The following is an 18,221-nucleotide window of genomic DNA, read 5'->3' as shown; positions in this document are numbered from 1 at the left end:
GGCTCCGTTATTTCGTGAGCGAGAGCGCACCCGGCGCACCGGCGAGCGAACGGGTGGGCGAGGAGGTGGCGATCAGGATGATGAGGGTGAGCACGTAAGGCGCGGCGTAAAAAAGGTAGTAGCCTTGCGTGACGCCGACCGATTGCAGCGCCGGGCCGAGCGCGCCAGCACCGCCGAAAAGCAGGGCAGCGAGAAAGCAGCCGATCGGATTCCAGCGAGCGAAGATGACGAGAGCCACCGCCATCAGGCCCTGACCCGACGAGATGCCTTCGTTCCAGGAGCCCGGATAGTAGAGCGAGAGATAGGCGCCGCCGATTGCCGCCAGCGAACCGCCCACTGCCGTTGCCAGCAAGCGAACCCGGTCCGGATGGATGCCCATGGCCCGGGCCGCGTCGGTGCTGTCGCCGACGACGCGCAGGATCAGGCCGATGCGGGTATTCTTGAAGGCCCAGAACAGGAAGAGGGCAAGTGCCGCGCCGATGAAGAACAGCACGTTGATATTGAGCGCCGCCTGGACTTGCGGAGTGCTCGACCAGCCGCCGAGCGGGATCGAGGGCAGTTTCGGCGCCACCGGCTGGATGAAGGATTTGCCGAGGAAGAACGCCATGCCGAGACCGAACTGCATCATGGCAATGCCGATGGCGATGTCGTTGACCTTGGGGAATTTGCAGATCCAGCCGTGTATAAGGCCGAAGGTCGCGCCCGCCACCATTGCGGCCAGCACGCCGAGGGTCGGGGAGCCAGTCATGACGGCCACCGCATAGGCCGTCATGGCGCCGAAGACGAGCGTGCCTTCGAGGCCAAGATTGATGCGGCCGGAGCGTTCCGTGATCGTCTCGCCGAGGCTGACGAAGATGAAGGGCGTGGAAACGCGGATGGCGCCGGCGAAGATCGCCAGCGGCACGCCCCAGATGCCGATGCCTGTCTCTTCCATCAGAGGCTCCTTTTCCAGAGGTCGGGATTGAAGATCTTGAAGCGGCCGTAGAAGGTCTCGCAGAAGAGAATGACGATGAAGAGCGTCCCCTGCAGCACCAGAACCGTAGCATCCGGCAGGCCCATGCGCCGCTGGATGAGGCCGCCCGAGGCGTCGATGCCACCGAGCAGGATCGCGACCGGAATGATCGCCAGCGGATTGTGCCTGGCGAGGAAGGCGACGAGGATACCGGTATAACCGTAGCCGGCGGCAAGCGAGGCGTTGGCACTTCCCTGCACCGCCGCCACTTCGATCATGCCCGCCAGACCGGCAAAGCTGCCGGCAAGCGCGGTAAATCCGGCAATCAGCTTGCCCACCGGCAGCCCCTGGATCTGCGCGGCGCGCACGTTGCCGCCGGCGATGCGGGCGGCAAAACCATAGCTCGTCGCCTCGATCACGATCCAGGAGATCATGCAGGCGAGGATGCCGATGACGAGGCCCCAATGCACGTCCATGCCGGGAATGTTGCCGAGCATGTAGTCCGCCGGCAGCGGCCTGGTCGACGGCTTGTTGAGGCTTGCAGGATCGCGCAGCACCCCTTCGACAAACTGGTTCATCAGGGCGATGGCGATATAGGAGAGCAGCAGCGACGAAATGGTTTCATTGACGCCGCGATAGTGCCGCAGGAAACCGGCAAGGCCGATCCAGATGCCGCCGACCACCATGGCAGCGATTGCCATCAGAATGAGAGTGAGGAAAACAGGCGCGGTGCCGGCGAGCGGCAGAGCCATGGCTGCGGCGGCAACGCCGCCCAGCACGACCGCTCCTTCCCCGCCGATGATGACGAGGCCGAGGCGGGCGGGCAGGGCGACGCAGAGTGCCGTCAGGAGAAGGGGTGCGGCACGACTTAAGCTGTTCTGCACCGAAAACCAGCTGCCGAAACCGCCGGTATACATCAGTTGGAAGAGGGTGGCCGGCGACTTGCCGACCGCCAGGATGAAGAGGGAGAAGAGCGCAAGACCGATCAGGATGGCCGCGAGGCCGATGACAACAGGCTCGGCTCGCCGCGCGATCCATTCGAAGATGGGGCGCAGCGACACCGGTTTTTCCGTGATGGCTATTGCGGGATCATTGGCCTCGATGGTCATGGCGCTTCTCCCTTCGCGGTTTATGCCGTGGACCCGACGACGCCCTCGACCAGATAATTCATGCTCTCGAGCTCGATCGCGTCTTCGGCGTAGCTCTTGTCGGCAGCCACGACGGTGTCGCCCTTATTGTCCTTCAACGGTCCCTTGAAGACCGAGAAGCCGCCCTTCATCATCTCAGCCTGCGTGGCTTCGAAGGCCTTGCGGCCCTCTGCCGACACGGCGGGACCGAGCGCGCTCATCTTCACGAAGCCGTCCTTCAGGCCGCCGCGCACGAAGTTGCCGAGCTTTTCGCCGGCCTGCGCCTTCTTGACGAAGTCGCTGTAGACGTTGCCCCAGGCCCATTCGGCGCCGGTCAGGTATTTTTCCGGAGCAAGCGGGCTCTGGTTGGCGTGATAGCCGCAGACGAAGGCGCCGCGGCCGGCGGCCGTCTCGACGACCACTTTGGGGCTGTCGACGTGGCAGGTGATGACGTCGACGCCCTGGTCGACCAAGGCGTTGGTGGCTTCGGCCTCCTTGACGGCGAGCGACCATTCGCCGGTGAAGATCACCTGGCAGGTGATACCAGGATCGACTGCGCGCGCTCCAAGCAGGAAGGCGTTGATATTCTGCAGGACCTGCGGGATCGGCTTGGCGGCGACGAAGCCGATCTTCTTGCTCTTCGTCGCATGGCCGGCGGCAATGCCGTTCAGATACTGGCCCTGGAAGATATAGCCGAAATAGGAGCCGGTGTTCGCCGGGTTCTTGCCCTCCTGCCAGAGGCCGCCGCAGTGGCGGAACTGGATGTCGGGATGTTTGGCGGCCACGGCCAGCATGTGCGGGTCGAAGTAGCCGAAGGAGGTCGGAAAGAGCAGGGTCGCGCCATCCAGGTTGATCATGGATTCCATCGTCTTCTGGACGTCGACGGTTTCCGGCACATTCTCTTCTTCGACCAGCGTCACGCCCGATAGCGCCTTGACCACGGCTGCACCTTCCGCATGCGCCTGGTTGTAGCCGTAGTCGTCCTTAGGACCGACATAGATGAAGCCCACGGTCAGCGCTGTTTGGGCTGCGGCGGAGGAGGCGATCAGGCCGGGCATGGCGCCGGCAAGCGCACCGGCAGCGGAAGCCTGGAGGAAATTACGGCGGTTCATGGAAAGGAGTTTGGTCATCGGAATGCTCCTTGCGGCGCTGGGCCGGTTGCGAACGGGTACAGAAAAGTGCATGCAATGCATGTGCCAGAAATTAATCTATTGTTTTTTATAGTTTATCCGCCCCAGCAAGATCTGTGCATTGCAAAGTGCATGCAGATTGATCGAATCTTTGCGTAAAAAGTAATCAATAGATATTTCTTGTTCATTGTTACTGCGCGATTCGCATAAATTCGGATTGCCTGAGGTGCTCGTGCATCGGAAAGCGAAAATTTAACAATATCTTCGCCACTAGATTTGACTTATCGAGTCTCGAACCGCATCTGTATGCAGAATGTTGACGTGAGCAGATTCGTATCGTGAAGCAGACCAGGCGCAGAGAAGTGATCCGTACCGGAACCACCGTCGAACAGATGGTGCGAGCGATTGCCGACATGATCGTCACGGGGGAAATCCTGCCTGGCGCGAAATTGGACGAGGTGTCGCTCGCGGTTCGTTTTGACGTTTCGCGCACGCCGGTACGCGAGGCTCTGCGTGAGCTGGGCGCCATGGGATTGATTGCGCGCGAGCCGAACCGCAGTGCCGTCGTGACCAATGTCACCGAGGCTTATCTGCATTCGATGTTCGAAGCGATGGCCGAACTCGAAGCGATCTGCGCCAGGCTCTCGGCCGAGCGTATGACGGTCGATGAGCGGCGCGCGCTGGAGCTGGAGCATCGGGAATCGGTGAGGCTCGTGCATGCCGGTGCGGAAGAAGAATATTCGGCTCACAATACCGACTTTCACACCCGGCTTTATCGCGGCGCGCACAATGATCATGTCTTCGAGATGGTCACGCAGACGCGGGCGCGCCTCGCGCCCTTTCGGCGGGCGCAGTTCCGTCTGCCCGGGCGCCTGGCAAAATCCTATGAGGAGCACGGCCGGATCGTCACCGCGATCATGCGCGCGGACGCCGCCGCCGCCGGGCAGGCGGCATATTCCCATGTGGAAATTGTCAGCGATGCCAGCGCGGTCTTTGCAACGCCCGGGGAGTAAAGAGGCGCGACGCCTGAAATCACGCGCCGCTACGAAGGCGAAAAGACCACGGCCGGTAAACGCCGAGGTTATGTCCCCGGTCTCTACTCCGCCGCTTCGATGAAGCGGTGACGTTCGTAGAGGAACTTCAGCACGGCTTCACGGCATTTGAGATAGGTCCGGTCGGAGGCGAGTTCGATGCGATTGCGGGGGCGGGGCATGGTCACATCGAGCACTTCGCCGATGCGGGCCGCCGGACCGTTGGTCATCATCACGATGCGATCGGACAGCAGCACCGCTTCATCGACGTCATGGGTGATCATCACCATGGTGTTGCCGAGGCGAGCGTGGATCTCCATCACCGCATCCTGAAGATGGGCGCGGGTCAGCGCATCGAGCGCGCCGAAGGGCTCGTCGAGCAGCAGGATCTTCGGCTCCATTGAAAGCGCGCGGGCAATGCCGACGCGTTGTTTCATGCCGCCTGAAATTTCCGAAGGCCGCTTATCCCTCGCATGCGCCATCTGCACGAGGTCGAGGTTGGCCATGACCCAGTCATGCCGCTCGGATTTGGTCTTTGTTCGGCTGAAGAGTTTGGAGACGGCGAGATTGACGTTCTCGTAGACCGTCAACCAGGGCAGCAGCGAGTGGTTCTGGAAGACGACGGCGCGCTCCGGACCGGGCCCGTTGACCTCACGGTTTTCAAGCAGCACGGCGCCTGCCGATACCGGAGTAAGGCCAGCGATGAGGTTGAGCAGGGTGGATTTGCCGCAGCCCGAATGGCCGATGATCGAGACGAATTCGCCCGCGGAAATCGTCAGGTTGATGTCCTTCAGGACCTCGGCGCGCACGCCGCCCCGATCGAAGTGTTTGTCGATATGATCAAGCTTCAGATAGGCGTTCATAGGGGCGTTCCTCAGTTGGCCATGGCGCCGCGGGTGATGAGTTTGCCGAGTGCTGCCACCAGCTTGTCGAGGGCGAAGCCGACGATGCCGATATAGGCGAGCGCGACGATGATGTCCGGAAGGCGCGACGAGTTCCATGCGTCCCAGATGAAGAAGCCGATGCCGACGCCGCCCGTCAGCATTTCGGCCGCGACGATGGCGAGCCAGGAGAGGCCGACGCCGATCCTGAGGCCTGTGAAGATGTAAGGCGCTGCCGAAGGCAGCATGATCTTCCAGAAAAACTCGAACTGGTTGAGACGCAGCACCTCGGCGACGTTGCGGTAATCCTGCGGGATATTGCGGACGCCAACGGCGGTGTTGATGATCACCGGCCAGATCGAAGTGATGAAGATCACGAAGATCGCCGAAGGATTGGAATCCTGGAAGGCTGCGAGCGACAGCGGCAGCCAGGCGAGCGGTGGAACCGTACGCAGCACCTGGAAGATCGGATCGAGGCCACGCATTGCCCAGATCGACTGCCCGATGATCGCACCGATGATGACGCCGGTGACCGCGGCAAGCCCAAAGCCATAGAGAACGCGCTGCAGCGAAATGAGCACGCGCCAGCCGAGCCCGATATCCTGGGAGCCGTAGTTGAAAAACGGATAGGCGATCAGGTCATAGCTATCCTGCCAGACCCGATGCGGCGAGGGCAAAGACGCATCCGCCGACGAACAGAGCACCTGCCAGACGAGCAGGATGAGTGCCAGCACGACGACTGGCGGAACGACGTTGCGAAGTGCGGTCAGTGCCGCTCGACGAAAATCGATCCGCGATCCATGCTTGCCGGAAAATGGCAGAACCTTTGCCGCCAGCTTGGCGGAGGCAGACGTTGAGGGAATTTCTTTATTTGCCAGGGCGGACATCAACGCGCTCCTCACGGGAATGAAAGGCCGGCGCGCCCGTTGCGCGCCGGAGCGGGTCAGGAGACAGCCTTGATCGAAAGGCTGTCGAGATAGGCCGAAGGATTTTCAGGGTCGAAGACCTTGCCGTCGAAGAAAGTCTCCTTGCCGCGAGAAGACGATGCGGGGATATCGGCCGCCGCGACGCCGAGATCCTTGGCGGCCTCGCGCCAGATGTCTTCACGGTTCACCTGGTTGACCAGCGCCTTGATGTCGGTGCTCGCCGGCAGATTTCCCCAACGGATGTTTTCCGTCATGAACCATGTGTCGTGGCTCTTGAACGGATAGGAGGCGCCGTCTTTCCAGAACTTCATATAGAGGTCGGTGGCCTTGACCTCGCGGCCATTGCCATAATTGATGTCGCCCTTGAGGCGGCCGAGCACGTCCTTGGTCGGAACGTTGAACCATTGGCGCTTGCCGAGAATGTCAGCCATCTCCGCCTTGTTGTCCATGCTTTCGCACCACTGCTGCGCCTCCATGACAGCCATCAGCAGGGCCTTGGCAGCATTGGGATTCTTTTCGATCCATTCGGCGCGCAGTCCGAGCGCCTTTTCAGGATGACCCTTCCAGAGTTCGCCGGTGGTGGCTGCGGTAAAGCCGATGCCCTGGTTGACGAGCTGCTCATTCCACGGTTCGCCGACACAGAAGACGTCCATGTTGCCGACCTTCATGTTGGCAACCATCTGCGGCGGCGGCACGACGATGGTCGAAACGTCCTTGTTCGGATCAATGCCGCCGGCGGCGAGCCAGTAGCGGATCCAGAGGTCATGGGTGCCGCCCGGGAAGGTCATGGCGGCCTTGATCTCCTTGCCCTCCGCCTTCTTCTTCTCGAATGCCGCCTTCAGCTTGGAGGAATCGAGCTGCACGCCGGTGTCGGCATATTCCTTGGCGACGGAAATGCCCTGGCTGTCGAGGTTGAGCCGGGCGAGGATTGCCATCGGCACCGGCTTATTGTTCTGCGTCACCTTGCCGGTATGCATGAGATAGGGGAGCGGCGACAGGATATGCGCACCGTCGATGCCGTTTGCGGCGCCACCCAGCACGAGGTTGTCGCGGGTCGCACCCCAGGAGGCCTGTTTGGCCACATCCGTTTCCGGAAGGCCATGCTTGTCGAAAAAGCCCTTTTCCTTGGCGATGATCAGCGGCGCGGAATCGGTGAGAGCGATAAAACCGAGCTTGACGCCCTTCACCTCAGGACCTGCTCCGGCTGCGAAGGCGCCGGATGGAAAGGCCGTCTTGACAGCGCCGATGAGGGCAGCCGCTGCAGTCGTCTTGAGCATGCTGCGGCGGGTAATGCCGGTTGTCGAAATCCCAGTCTGCAAATTCTTAGTCATGCGCAGGTTCCCTCTGCTGGCTGAATTTGGACACAAAAAAACGCCGCCGGAAATTGCGTCCAGGGGATGGGAGAATCCCGGAGCAAAAACCTTGCGACGTCGGTGTCTATTGTAGGCGCTTATGCCGCGCCTATCCGCACCGGTCGCCGTTGACCGATGCGTATCTGAACCTGCAATCGGCGTGCCAGTTCTGCAGGATGCTGGTAACAGCTTGAAGTAAAAAGAGAAACCCGAAGAATTCGCGAGTGCCTATACTTTAGGCATGCTTGCTTTGTGCCGAGGTTTTGTGCGACTGCTGCTATGTGCGCGGTCGTGAGAGCGCCTATTTGTGCAGCGCACGCGCGCCGCGCTGTCCCGCAACACCGAAGACTACCGCTCGAATGGCTCGCCGAGCGAAGCGACGCCGTTCAGTTTCAACAGGCGGCGGTCGGCGGAGATGATGCCGAGCACGATGATCGTGACCAGATATGGCAGGCTCGAGAGCAGTTGCGAGGGAACGTCCAGTCCGGTTGCCTGGGCTGCAAGCCCCATCAGCGAGACTGCGCCGAACAGGCAGGCGCCGAGGAAGATACGGCCGGTGAGCCAAGTCCCGAAGACGACGAGGGCAATCGCGATCCAGCCGCGCCCGGCAATCATCCCATCGGCCCAGAGTGGTGTATAGACCACCGACGCATAGGCGCCGGCGAAGCCGGCCATCGCGCCGCCGAAGGCGATGGCGAGGACGCGGACTGAGATTACCGAATAGCCGATGGCGTGAGCGGCCTTGGGATTCTCGCCGACGGCGCGGACGATGAGGCCAAGCTTGGTGTAGGCAAATATGGCCCACAAAGCGAGGGTCGCGGCGAGTGAAATCCACACGACGATGTCCTGGACGAACAGGCCGCCGACAACCGGCAGTTCCGAAAGCCCGGGAAGGCCAAGCTTCGGCAGTCCCCTGACCGTGAGGCTTTCATAGGTCTTGCCGAAAAGCGCGGAAAGGCCCTGGCCGAGAATGCCGATGGCAAGCCCCGCCGCCACCTGGTTTGCCCGGAAACCCAGCGTGACGACGGCGAAGAGCAGCGAAAGGACCGCGCTGCCGAGCCCGGCGACGACGAAACCCAGGAGATGTCCGCCGCCCTGGTAGACGATAATGAAGGCGAGCACGGCACCGAAGGCCATCAATCCCTCGACCCCGAGGTTGAGGACGCCGGCGCGCTCGGCCACCAGCTCGCCAAGGGCTGCCAGAAGAAACGGTGTCGCAGCCGCGAGCATGCCGGCAAGAATGAACTCGATGGCGTTCATGATGGGCTCCGGTGGGCGGCGCGGCGCCATTCAAGGCGATAGCGCACGAAGGCGACGGCAATCAGGTAAGTGAGCAGCAGACTGCCCTGGAAGACACGGACGGCGGCGATCGGCAGGTTGGCAGAGACCATGGCATTGTCGCCGCCGATATAGATGACCGCCATGACCAGCGCCGAGATCACGATGCCGATCGGATGCAGGCCACCGAGATAGGCGACGATGATGGCCGCATAGCCATAGCCGCTCGCGACCGAACGCTGCAGCTGGCCGAGCGGACCGGCGACTTCGGCGGCCCCCGCAAGACCGGCTGCAAAACCGCCGATCAGCAGCGAAAGCCAGATCGCCCACCCTTCCTTAAAGCCGGCATAGCCGGCAGCTCGCGGCGCCAGACCGCCGACTTGCAGCTTGTAACCGATGAAGCTCCTCTGCATGAAGATCCAGGCCGCAACCGACAAAGCGAGCGTGATGAGGAACGAAACATTGACGCGGGTACCGGCAATCAGGGTCGGTACCATCGCATCGTACTGGAACATCACCGACTGGGGGAAGTTGAAGCCGTTCGGATCCTTCCAGGGGCCGAGCAGCAGATAGTTCAGCAGCTGCGCCGCGACGAGGCTCAGCATCAGGGAAACGAGAATCTCGTTGGCGTTGAGGCGCACGCGCCAGAAGGCGGTGAGAGAAGCCCAAAGTGCGCCGCCGATGGCGCCGAGCAGCAGCATCGCCGGCCAGATCCACTGGCCCGTCGCCTGCGGAAACCAGACCGGAATGGCAGAGGCGAAGATCGCGCCGAGAATGAATTGGCCTTCGGCGCCGATGTTGAAGACCTTGGCGCGAAAGCCGATCGCCAGTCCCTGTGCGATCAGAAGGAGCGGGCCTGCTTTTAGCAGCACTTCCGAAAATGAGGCCCAGGAAAGGAAGGGCTCGAAGAGCATCGCATAAATGACCGCGACAGGGTCACGGCCCATCAAAATGTAAAGTCCGAGGTTGAGCGCGACCGCTATGACAAGTGCTATGACGGGCGCGAGCAAGGTCGCGGCAAGCGAAGCGCGCTCCCGGCGGACCAGGGTGGGAACGAAAGCAAGGGACCAAGCACTCATCACTGGACTTTCTCGGGCGAGGCTTGTGCCCCGATCATGTGTCGGCCGATCTCCTCGGGCTTCGTGTCCCGCGTTGCGAGCGGCGGGCTTAGCCGGCCGTGATGCAGCACCTGGATGGAATCGCAGAGCTCGAACAATTCCTCCAGCTCCTCGGAAATGACGAGGATCGCCATGCCCTGATTGCGCAATGCGACCAGACGGCTGCGGATGGCGGATGCGCCGCCGATATCGACGCCCCAGGTCGGCTGCGCCAGGAAAAGCAATTTGGGAGACAGCATGATTTCGCGGCCGACGATGAACTTCTGCAGATTGCCGCCCGATAGAGTGCCGGCTTCGGCATCCGGGCCGGGCGTGCGGACATCATTCTGACGGATGCAATCATGGGTGAACGCCAACGCACGCGCTTTGTCGACGAGACCGTGCCGCAAAAGCTTGAGCGGATGAGCCGTCAGCAGGCTGTTGAGGACGAGCGACATTTCGGGCACCGCGCCGCGTCCGAGCCGGTCTTCGGGAACGAAGGCAAATCCGAGCGTTCGCCGCGCGGCGGCATCGAGCCTGCCGACATCCATCTCCATCATGTAGATCCGGTCGCGTTGGTCACGCCCCAGCACCGTCTCGCCTGAAATCAACGCGGCAAGCTCGCCTTGGCCGTTGCCCGAAATACCGGCGATCCCTAGGATCTCTCCGGCACGCACCTCGAGGCTGATGCCGGAGAGCGGCACCGCGAAGGGATCGTCGGGCTGATAATCCAACCCAATGATCTCCAGCCGCTTTTCCCCGCCGGACAGTGGCAGGGCCGAGATGGGCGCCGGCATCTCACGGCCGATCATCATGCGGGCAAGGTCATGGGCATCATGCTCGCGCGGGTCGACATCTCCGGTCACCCGTCCGCCGCGCAGGATCGTCGCCCGGTCACAGATCGCCCGGATTTCCTCGAGCTTGTGGGAGATCAACAGGATGGAAACGCCGCCGTCGCGCAGCCGGCGCAGTGTGTCGAAGAGCTTCTCCACCAGTTGCGGCGGCAGGACGGAGGTGGGCTCGTCGAGGATCAGCAGCTTCGGATTGGTCATCAGGCTTCGGATGATCTCCACCCGCTGCCGCTCGCCGACGGACAGCGCATGCACATGGGCGAGCGGGTCGACTTCGAGGCCGAATTCCCGTCCGAGCGTCCGAATGCGTTCCTTGAGCTCAGCCTTGCGGCCCGGCACGACCAGCCGAATATTCTCCAGGACGGTCAGGGTCTCGAACAGCGAGAAGTGCTGGAAGACCATGCCGATGCCGTTGCGCCTCGCCTCGGCGGGGGAGGCGAGGCGCAAAGAGTTTCCTTCCCAGATGACCTCACCGTCATCCGGTTGCTCGACGCCGTAGATCAGTTTCATCAGCGTCGATTTTCCCGCCCCGTTTTCTCCGAGGATCGCATGGATCGATTGCGGCGCCACGTCCAGATCGATGGCCTGATTGGCATGGATCTGGCCGTAGCTCTTCGAAATGCCGCGCAGCGACAGGAGCGGGGTGGTCATGACTTATTTCGGCAGCGGCGTGGAGACGCCCTTGACGTGCCAGTTCATGGCGATGATCTCGGGGTCGGCCATGGTTGCACCGGATGCGACACCTTCGCTGCCGTCGGCCTTGGCGATCGGCCCGGTGAAGGGCGAGAAGCTGCCGTCGGCAACCTTTGCCTCGATCTCCTTGATCTTGGTCATCACGTCAGCCGGAACATCCGCATTCCAGTCGACCACTTCGACGACCTTGTCGGCGACGCCGAGGAACGCATTGGCGCCCTTGAAAGTGCCGGCAAGGTGGGCGTTGACCGATGCCTTGAAGAACGGCGACCAGTCCGTCGAGATGCATCCGAGATAGGTTTTCGGTGCGTACTTCTTCATCGAGGAGTTGAGGTTGAAGGCGTAGACGCCGGCTTCCTCGCAGGCCGAGATCACAGACGGCGTGTCCTGGGCGTTGGAGAAGATCACGTCGCATTTCTGCGCGATCAGGGCTTTGGCGGCTTCCTGCTCCTTGGCCGGGTCGAACCATGAGTTCACCCAGACCACCGAGACCTCGATGTCGGGCTTGACGGCTTGGGCGCCGAGGGTGAAGGCGTTGATGGACGTGATGAGTTCGGGAATGGCGAAGGCGGAGACAGAGCCAAGCTTGCCGGTCTTGGAAAGTGCTGCGGCAGCCATGCCGAGCAGATAGGTACCTTGGAAATACTTGGCGGCGAAGGGCGAGAAGTTCGGAGCAACCTGGAAGCCGGAGGCGTGCAGGACCGTGACGCTTGGATCGCGGCGGGCGATCTGCAAGGCGCCGTTCTGATAGCCGAAAGAGCCGGCGATCAGGAATTTGTTTCCGTCGGCGACGGTCTTGTTCATGATGCGGTCGGCGTCCGGGCCTTCCGCGATATTCTCAAGCACGGTGACCTTTACCTTGTCGCCGTAAGCGGCCCTGATCGGCTCGAGACCGGCGGCAAGCGCATGCCCCCAGCCAACGTCGCCGATCGGCGACGGGACGACGAGCGTGATGCCGAGCGGCTCGTCGGCGGCCAAAGCAAGGCGGCTGCCGAGCACGCCGGCAAGGCCGGTGGCGGCAGCGGCCGTCATCAGGTTTCTGCGGGTCAGTTTGGTCATGTTCTCAGTTCCCTCTTTTGGTTTTTTTAAAATTCCACGGTGGATAGTGCGGCCTCGGCATCGGCAGCCAACTTGGCTTCGTCGAGCCCGGGAAATTCGCCCTTCTGCCAGACGACGCGGCCATTGATCATGGTCATGTCCGTCGCCATGCCGATGCCGACGCGGGCAATCAGGCTCAGCGGATCGTGGCGCGTGCCGACATAATCCATACGCCGAGTGTCGATCGCAAACAGGTCGGCAGCCATGCCGGGCGCGAGCCGGCCGATATCGCGCCGGCCGAGCAGGCTGGCGCCGCCTGCCGTGCCGTAGCCGAGAAAATCGACCGGCGGCGGCACGGGATGGGCACGGCTGGAGGAGACGAGGCATTGCAGCATGTAGGCGGAATGCAGGCAGTGCATCAGGTTGGAGTTGTCGTTGGAGGCCGCGCCGTCGCAGCCGAGGCCGACACGCAGGCCGAAGGCGGCCATGGCGGGAATGTCGGTGACCTCAGCGCCGACCAGATAGACTGGTTCCGGGCAATGCGCGACACCGGTGCCGCTGGCCGCCATCTTCCTGAGTTCGTCGTGTGTCAGTTCCCAGCAATGGGCATAGAAAGTATCAGGCCCGGCAAAGCCGAGTTCTTCCAGATAGTCGACCGTGCGCATGCCATGGCGAGCCTGAATGACCGGGCTTTCGCCTTCGCCGACATGGGTATGCATCATGACGCCGCGATCACGCGCCAATGCCACCGATTCCACGAAGGTCTCTCGGTAGCAGTTCACCGGCTGGCACGGCGCGACCACGACCTGGCGCATGCTGAAGGGGCTGGTATCGTGGTAGGTCTCGATCAGCCGTGCGCAGTCGGCGATGAATTCGTCGGTCGTTTCCAGCATCTCGTTCGGGATAGTCGAGCCTTCCGACTTCGGCAGGGTATTGCCGCCGCGGCCGGCATGGAAACGCATGCCGAGCAGTTCGGCTGCTTCGAACTGGCGGTCGATCAGCCGCTTTCCGGCGTGCCGGGGGAAATTGTATTGGTGATCTAAGGCCGTGGTGCAGCCATGCTTGACCATCTCGGCCATCGCCGTGACGGAGGAGTGGTAAAAGCACTCCTCATTGAGCTGCGAAAAGATCGGGTAGATGCGGTCCAGCCACTCGATCACCGAGAGCTTCGTCCAGTCGAGATCGGCACGGTTGCGCACGAAGCACTGGAAGAAGTGATGATGGGCGTTGACGAGGCCCGGATAGACGAACCAGCCGGCAGCATCCTGAACGGTCGTGCCGGCAGGCAGCGCGTCCGCCCCCAGATTCTCACCGATCGCCATAATCGCCGGACCGTTGGTCAGGAGATCGACATTGCGATGGGCGACCGGCCCTTTGCCCTCGTCGACGATCACGGCAGCGCAGTTCTTCAGGAGATATCCAGCCATCTCACGCCTCGCCCGGTTCGATCTGGGGTTCGGGCTTCAACTCGTGTAGTCGGTGAATGCCAGGCATTTCGATAAACTTGTCGAGGGCGCGCAGCGCCCGGGACCAGAGCCGGATCGCAGGATAAGCATCCAGCGTGACGCCCCCATCGGGCGCCAGCGCCACATAGGGAAAGCAGGCGATGTCGGCAATTGTCGGCCGGTCGGCGGCGAGGAAACGCATGCCGCGAAGACCCTGCTCGACAAGCCCGGCTTCAAGCTCGCGAAGGGCGGCGATGCCCTGGGCCTGCAGCGCGCCGATATCGCCCGGCCGCAGCAGCATTTCATGGAGCCGCGCACCGCCGAGGCTTGCCGTCAGCCGGCCGGAGAACGACAGCCATTGCTGCACCCGCGCCGCTTCCTCGGCCTTGACGCTGCCCAGCCATTCGGGTGCTGCCTTGGCGGCGAGATAGACGAGGATCGCCGACGACTCGGTCAGGATCAGGTCGCCATCCTCCAGGATCGGAATGGAGCCTGCCGGATTGAGTGCAAGCAGCTCGGGGCCTCGATGCTCGGCGCCGGGATGGAAATCTACCGGGCGCAAGTCAAGCTTCACGCCGGTCAGCGCCGCCATCAGGCGCACCTTGTAGCAACTGGGCGAGAGAATATAGTCGTAGAGCTTCATTGCGCCACCAGCTGTGCGCCGTAGGTATAATTGTGACGCTTCAGCCAGCGCCGGTAAGCGATCGATGTCAGATCGGCCCGCGTCGGAATTTCCATGCCGGGGTCGAGCGGCAGCAGCCGCGGGATCTGGTTTTCGAGGATCGAACGGTCCTGCAGAAAGATCGTCTGCTGGAAGTGGATGAGGTCGGTCATCGCGGTCTCGTCATCGAAGAGCGCCATCCATGGCCAGACGTCGCAGAGGTCTTCGGCCAGCGGCTGCACGAAGAGCGTGATGACATCCCATTCGCTCGGGCGCGGCGGGCAGGTCTTGTAAAGCACGGAGCAGGTGGGCGCCGGCACGCGGTACATGTATTCCGTCGTGATCCCGCCACTTGCCGACTTGGCGGCCTGCGGCTGGTAGAATTTCACCTGCGTTGCCCAGACCTCGTCTTCTTCCTCGCGGATCTCGACCTTGTAGTTCTGGACCTCGGTGTGCGGCTCCGCGCCGAGAATGTCGGTGTGGACGAAGGGGAAATGGGCGATGTCGAGGAAGTTCTCGACGGCGCGCAGCGGCGAGCAGCGCACGCGCACCACGCCGACATCGACGAAGCGGCGGCCGGGCTGGTCAGCCTCGGGAATGGGGAAAAGCTCCTTCTTCGGCTCGCCGAGGGAGGACCAGACATGACCGTAACGCACACGCACCGGCAGAACACGGCCGTCTCTGCCCGTCACCTTCGCATTGCCATCGGCATCGCGTGCCACTTCGATCGGCTCGCCCATCAACGCCGTCGTGCGACCAGCGCTGTCGAGCTGACTGAAAAGCCCGACAGGATACCATTCGTCGATCATCGCCTGCATGGTCATTGCGCGATATCCCTCTGAAGACCCTCAGCCCGGCGGCGCAGGCTCTCGGCGACCCGTGAGGCGCCGATGCCCGCCTCCGGGCCGGTGTCACCCTTCAGCAGCACATGGATCAACGTCTGTCCGTCTTCCCAAGCGGATAATAGCAGACAGACGACCCCGGTGGATGCGTCGATTTCGACAAGACCGTCAGGGCTCGTCTTCGCACCGGCCGCCGCCTCGATCGCCGCGATGCCGGCGAATGCCGTCAGCGAACGCAAGGGAGTGAGGTCATCAAGCCTCGGTGGCTTCGAAGCGGGCGCACCCACAGCCACCCAGATCACGTTATCTGTTTCCTCGACGTCATGGGTGGCGACGCGGATTGTCTCCGGTGGCGTCAGGCCTGGATGAGCCGGAATGCGGAGACAGTTTCCGGCCTGGCCGTAGCTCCAACCGTGATAGATGCAGGAGAGCGTCTCGCCGCGCACGAAGCCGTGAGACAAGCGCATGCCACGATGCGGACAACGATCCGCCGATGCCGATATGCGCCCCGAAGCGCTGCGCCACAGGGCAATCGATCCGGCTGTCGTCCGTGCCGGTATGACGGTTCCGGCCGGCAAATCCCGGGAAAGGGCGACTGGCGTCCAAAAGCCGGTCGTAGCGGATGGCATGACTAGAGTTCCCAAACAAATCATATGCTTGCCGAGCACGTCCCACCTCGGCATCGAGGCACTTCCGCTCAACCTTATCAGGTTTGCATAATTATTTCGCATTGGCAACAATGAGTAAATAATATGCACGGGGGAAATGTGCCACAGCCCGGCACTAGGTCCTTTCGCCGCTGATCGCCGTGCGATCTATCCTCTCGACCCACACGTCGATGGGCCCGAGAGAGCATCCCATCTCCATCATGTCGATCAGCTCCACCGGCCCAGCAACCTCAAGTTCGATCCGCATGGAACTCGTATGAGATATGGTGTGCGAAAGCCCAAGCTTGGCGGCATGGCGCCGGATCCAGGGAACGAAGGAGGCCACCTCGAGATCACCGACAATCGTCATCCGTTCTAGAAGGTCGCTTGTATCTTGTCCCATGCTCGCCCTTGTTTTCCTACATCATAGCGCCTGAATGAACTTCGGGAAGGGGTCGCCGTCAAGGCGAGAATATGGCGTCGGAGTTTCCTTTGCAAAGCCCTGCGGCGGCATACCAATTCCCCGCCACCGTATGGCTGCGCCGCTGGCGACGCGACGTATGGAAACAACTCAGGCTGCGTGATGGCACAGCCTAGTCGGGCGAGCGACCGCCAGTCAGCATTGCGACAAAAGCCGTGACTTTGGGTGTGCGGAACCGAGCTGCCGGATAGACGACATAGATTCCTCCGGCCGGCAGGCTCCAGTCCGGCAACAATCTTATCAGTCGGCCAGCGTCTATATGCTCTCCAGCCAGAAAATCCGGCAGCACGGATATGCCCGCCCCCGCAAGCGTGGCCGCGAGAACCGCAGGCGTCGAATTGCTCATGAGGCTCTGTTGCATCCGCACGGTGCGCCTGTCGAAATCGCCCTGGATAAACCTCCAGGTCACCGGCTCCTTGAGGGCCAGATTGGCGATAAACGGCTGGCCCGCCGCATCCTCTGGACTGTTCAAACTGAGCGTGGCGGAGAAGCTGGGAGACGCCACAAGAAACTGCCGGAACGAACCGATCCGTCTCGCTTGGTGACTGGAGTCATCGAGCCAACCAACGCGGATCGACAGATCGATCTGATTGGCGAGCAGATCCATCTTCGTATCGGCGAGCAGAAGCTCGACCCTGCAAGCGGGGTACTTCCGGATAAAGGATGCAGCAATCGGAGCGATCGTGCTCGCACCATAATCATTGGGCGCAGCAATGCGTAGCATGCCTGTCGGCTCGGCATTTGCGCGGGTGATTTCATCGACCGCGTCCTCGGCTTCGCGGAAAATCAAGACGCAGCGCGCGTAGAGAAGCTTGCCGGCCTCAGTCGGCTCGACGCGTCGTGTTGTTCGGAGGAGCAAGCTGGTTTTCAACTCAGCTTCCAGCCGCGCAACCTGCTGGCTGACGACCGTCTTCGTGATTGCGAGGCGCTCGGCAGCTTTCGTGAACGAGCCGGTATCGACGACGGCTGCGAAATAGGCCAGCCGATTGAGGTTGACAGCCTCCATAACCTTCTTCCATTTGATTGTAAGTTTTTGACATACATTCTGTCACATTTAACAATATTTATCACTCAATAAAAGTGCACTATCTGTTGTCCATCGCTCAAGGATGGTCCGATATGCATCTTACCTATCTCTACGATCCGCTTTGCGGCTGGTGCTATGGTGCGGCGCCCGCGCTCGACAAAATGGCCAAGCTTGACAATCTCACCGTCGAGCTTGCGCCCACCGGGCTCTTCGCGGGCGAAGGCGCCCGTCCGTTGGATGAACGTTTCGCAGCCTTTGCCTGGCACAATGACCAGCGGATCAACCGGCTCACGGGACAGGTCTTCAGCCAGCTCTATCGCGATCAGGTTCTCGGGGGCGCAGACGGTATGTTCGACTCCGCCCCTGCGACGCTTGGGATCATAGCCGTCGGGGTGACGCAACTCGACAGGGAAGGCGATGCCCTGAAGGCACTTCAAAGCGCTCGCTATGTTGACGGCCGCAATACCTCGGAGATCGCTGTCGTGGCCGACGTTCTCGATCAGGCCGGCTTTTCCGATTCCGCCGCTCGTGTCCGGGCTCCGGACGAGGCTCTGCTCGAAATCTATCGCAACAGGATCGGGAAGTCCCGCCAACTCATGGCTGCATTCCGGACGGATGGTGTCCCGGCGCTTTTGGTCAGCGACGGCGATAAGCGCCGCGTGCTGCGCAGCGATGCCTTGTTCGGCGGCTTTGACCGACTTGCTGCCGAGCTTCAGGCAGCGTGATCGTTCGTTTTCAGCAGACCGTTCCATGAACTACCGA

18 protein-coding genes are annotated in these 18,221 nt (G+C 61.9%); 2 read left to right on the top strand and 16 right to left on the bottom strand.

Annotation, left to right across the window (positions count from 1 at the left end):
• Window positions 1-7: 7 nt before the first annotated feature.
• Genes AC25BC_RS35265 through AC25BC_RS35255 form a run of 3 tightly spaced genes read right to left on the bottom strand, consistent with a single transcriptional unit; the run spans window position 8 to window position 3,209 of the window.
• Entirely contained in the window at window positions 8-934 is a 927-nt protein-coding gene (locus AC25BC_RS35265) for an ABC transporter permease (RefSeq protein WP_017997633.1), read from the bottom strand.
• The gene (locus tag AC25BC_RS35260; protein WP_128438947.1) at window positions 934-2,061 is read right to left on the bottom strand and encodes an ABC transporter permease; all 1,128 of its coding nucleotides are present in this window, start codon (window positions 2,059-2,061) and stop codon (window positions 934-936) included. Before AC25BC_RS35260 ends, AC25BC_RS35265 begins: the two co-directional genes overlap by 1 nt.
• A gap of 20 nt (window positions 2,062-2,081) precedes the next feature.
• On the bottom strand, window positions 2,082-3,209 hold the full coding sequence (locus tag AC25BC_RS35255) for a BMP family ABC transporter substrate-binding protein (protein WP_128438948.1): 1,128 nt from the start codon (window positions 3,207-3,209) through the stop codon (window positions 2,082-2,084).
• Between the two features lie 338 nt (window positions 3,210-3,547).
• Here AC25BC_RS35255 and AC25BC_RS35250 point away from each other — a divergent pair, with 338 nt between their 5' ends.
• Entirely contained in the window at window positions 3,548-4,222 is a 675-nt protein-coding gene (locus tag AC25BC_RS35250; protein ID WP_017997636.1) for a GntR family transcriptional regulator, read from the top strand.
• A gap of 83 nt (window positions 4,223-4,305) precedes the next feature.
• Here AC25BC_RS35250 and AC25BC_RS35245 read toward each other — a convergent pair whose 3' ends face one another.
• The 13 genes from AC25BC_RS35245 to AC25BC_RS35185 all read right to left on the bottom strand — a co-directional run bounded on the left by AC25BC_RS35245 (window position 4,306) and on the right by AC25BC_RS35185 (window position 17,438).
• Complete coding sequence (locus AC25BC_RS35245) at window positions 4,306-5,103, bottom strand: ABC transporter ATP-binding protein (protein WP_128438949.1); 798 nt, start codon at window positions 5,101-5,103, stop codon at window positions 4,306-4,308.
• Between the two features lie 11 nt (window positions 5,104-5,114).
• On the bottom strand, window positions 5,115-6,008 hold the full coding sequence (gene ntrB / locus AC25BC_RS35240; RefSeq protein WP_128438950.1) for a nitrate ABC transporter permease: 894 nt from the start codon (window positions 6,006-6,008) through the stop codon (window positions 5,115-5,117).
• Between the two features lie 56 nt (window positions 6,009-6,064).
• Entirely contained in the window at window positions 6,065-7,378 is a 1,314-nt protein-coding gene (locus AC25BC_RS35235) for a CmpA/NrtA family ABC transporter substrate-binding protein (RefSeq protein ID WP_113544896.1), read from the bottom strand.
• Between the two features lie 369 nt (window positions 7,379-7,747).
• Window positions 7,748-8,659, bottom strand: a complete 912-nt coding sequence (locus AC25BC_RS35230) for an ABC transporter permease (RefSeq protein ID WP_128438951.1) — start codon at window positions 8,657-8,659, stop codon at window positions 7,748-7,750.
• Window positions 8,656-9,756 (bottom strand): ABC transporter permease, encoded by a 1,101-nt coding sequence (locus AC25BC_RS35225; RefSeq protein ID WP_128438952.1) that lies wholly within the window; start codon window positions 9,754-9,756, stop codon window positions 8,656-8,658. The genes AC25BC_RS35230 and AC25BC_RS35225 overlap by 4 nt, the downstream gene beginning before the upstream one ends.
• Window positions 9,756-11,276 carry an ABC transporter ATP-binding protein gene (locus AC25BC_RS35220; protein WP_128438953.1) on the bottom strand — a complete coding sequence of 507 codons (1,521 nt, stop codon included), beginning with the start codon at window positions 11,274-11,276 and terminating at the stop codon, window positions 9,756-9,758. Before AC25BC_RS35220 ends, AC25BC_RS35225 begins: the two co-directional genes overlap by 1 nt.
• 3 nt (window positions 11,277-11,279) lie before the next feature.
• A complete protein-coding gene (locus tag AC25BC_RS35215; protein ID WP_487778601.1) occupies window positions 11,280-12,377 on the bottom strand; it encodes a BMP family ABC transporter substrate-binding protein in 1,098 nt (365 codons plus the stop codon).
• A 26-nt stretch (window positions 12,378-12,403) separates the two neighbouring features.
• Window positions 12,404-13,783, bottom strand: coding sequence for an amidohydrolase (locus AC25BC_RS35210; protein WP_128438954.1), 1,380 nt, complete (start codon window positions 13,781-13,783; stop codon window positions 12,404-12,406).
• 1 nt (window position 13,784) lies between these two features.
• Entirely contained in the window at window positions 13,785-14,444 is a 660-nt protein-coding gene (locus AC25BC_RS35205; RefSeq protein ID WP_128407707.1) for a glutathione S-transferase family protein, read from the bottom strand.
• Window positions 14,441-15,286 (bottom strand): aromatic ring-hydroxylating oxygenase subunit alpha, encoded by an 846-nt coding sequence (locus AC25BC_RS35200; protein WP_128407708.1) that lies wholly within the window; start codon window positions 15,284-15,286, stop codon window positions 14,441-14,443. Before AC25BC_RS35200 ends, AC25BC_RS35205 begins: the two co-directional genes overlap by 4 nt.
• Window positions 15,283-15,933, bottom strand: a complete 651-nt coding sequence (locus AC25BC_RS35195; protein WP_128407709.1) for a Rieske 2Fe-2S domain-containing protein — start codon at window positions 15,931-15,933, stop codon at window positions 15,283-15,285. Before AC25BC_RS35195 ends, AC25BC_RS35200 begins: the two co-directional genes overlap by 4 nt.
• A gap of 154 nt (window positions 15,934-16,087) precedes the next feature.
• Window positions 16,088-16,354 carry an acylphosphatase gene (locus AC25BC_RS35190; protein WP_017997643.1) on the bottom strand — a complete coding sequence of 89 codons (267 nt, stop codon included), beginning with the start codon at window positions 16,352-16,354 and terminating at the stop codon, window positions 16,088-16,090.
• Window positions 16,355-16,544: 190 nt separating this feature from the next.
• Window positions 16,545-17,438 carry a LysR family transcriptional regulator gene (locus AC25BC_RS35185; protein WP_012760716.1) on the bottom strand — a complete coding sequence of 298 codons (894 nt, stop codon included), beginning with the start codon at window positions 17,436-17,438 and terminating at the stop codon, window positions 16,545-16,547.
• Window positions 17,439-17,551: 113 nt separating this feature from the next.
• Between AC25BC_RS35185 and AC25BC_RS35180 the strand changes: the two genes are divergently transcribed.
• Window positions 17,552-18,184 (top strand): DsbA family protein, encoded by a 633-nt coding sequence (locus AC25BC_RS35180; RefSeq protein ID WP_128438955.1) that lies wholly within the window; start codon window positions 17,552-17,554, stop codon window positions 18,182-18,184.
• Window positions 18,185-18,221: the final 37 nt, after the last annotated feature.

The sequence above is a fragment of the Rhizobium sp. WSM409 genome, assembly GCF_057653825.1.
Note: the sequence above shows the minus strand (reverse complement) of the source record. Positions and strands in the feature narration are given on the sequence as shown.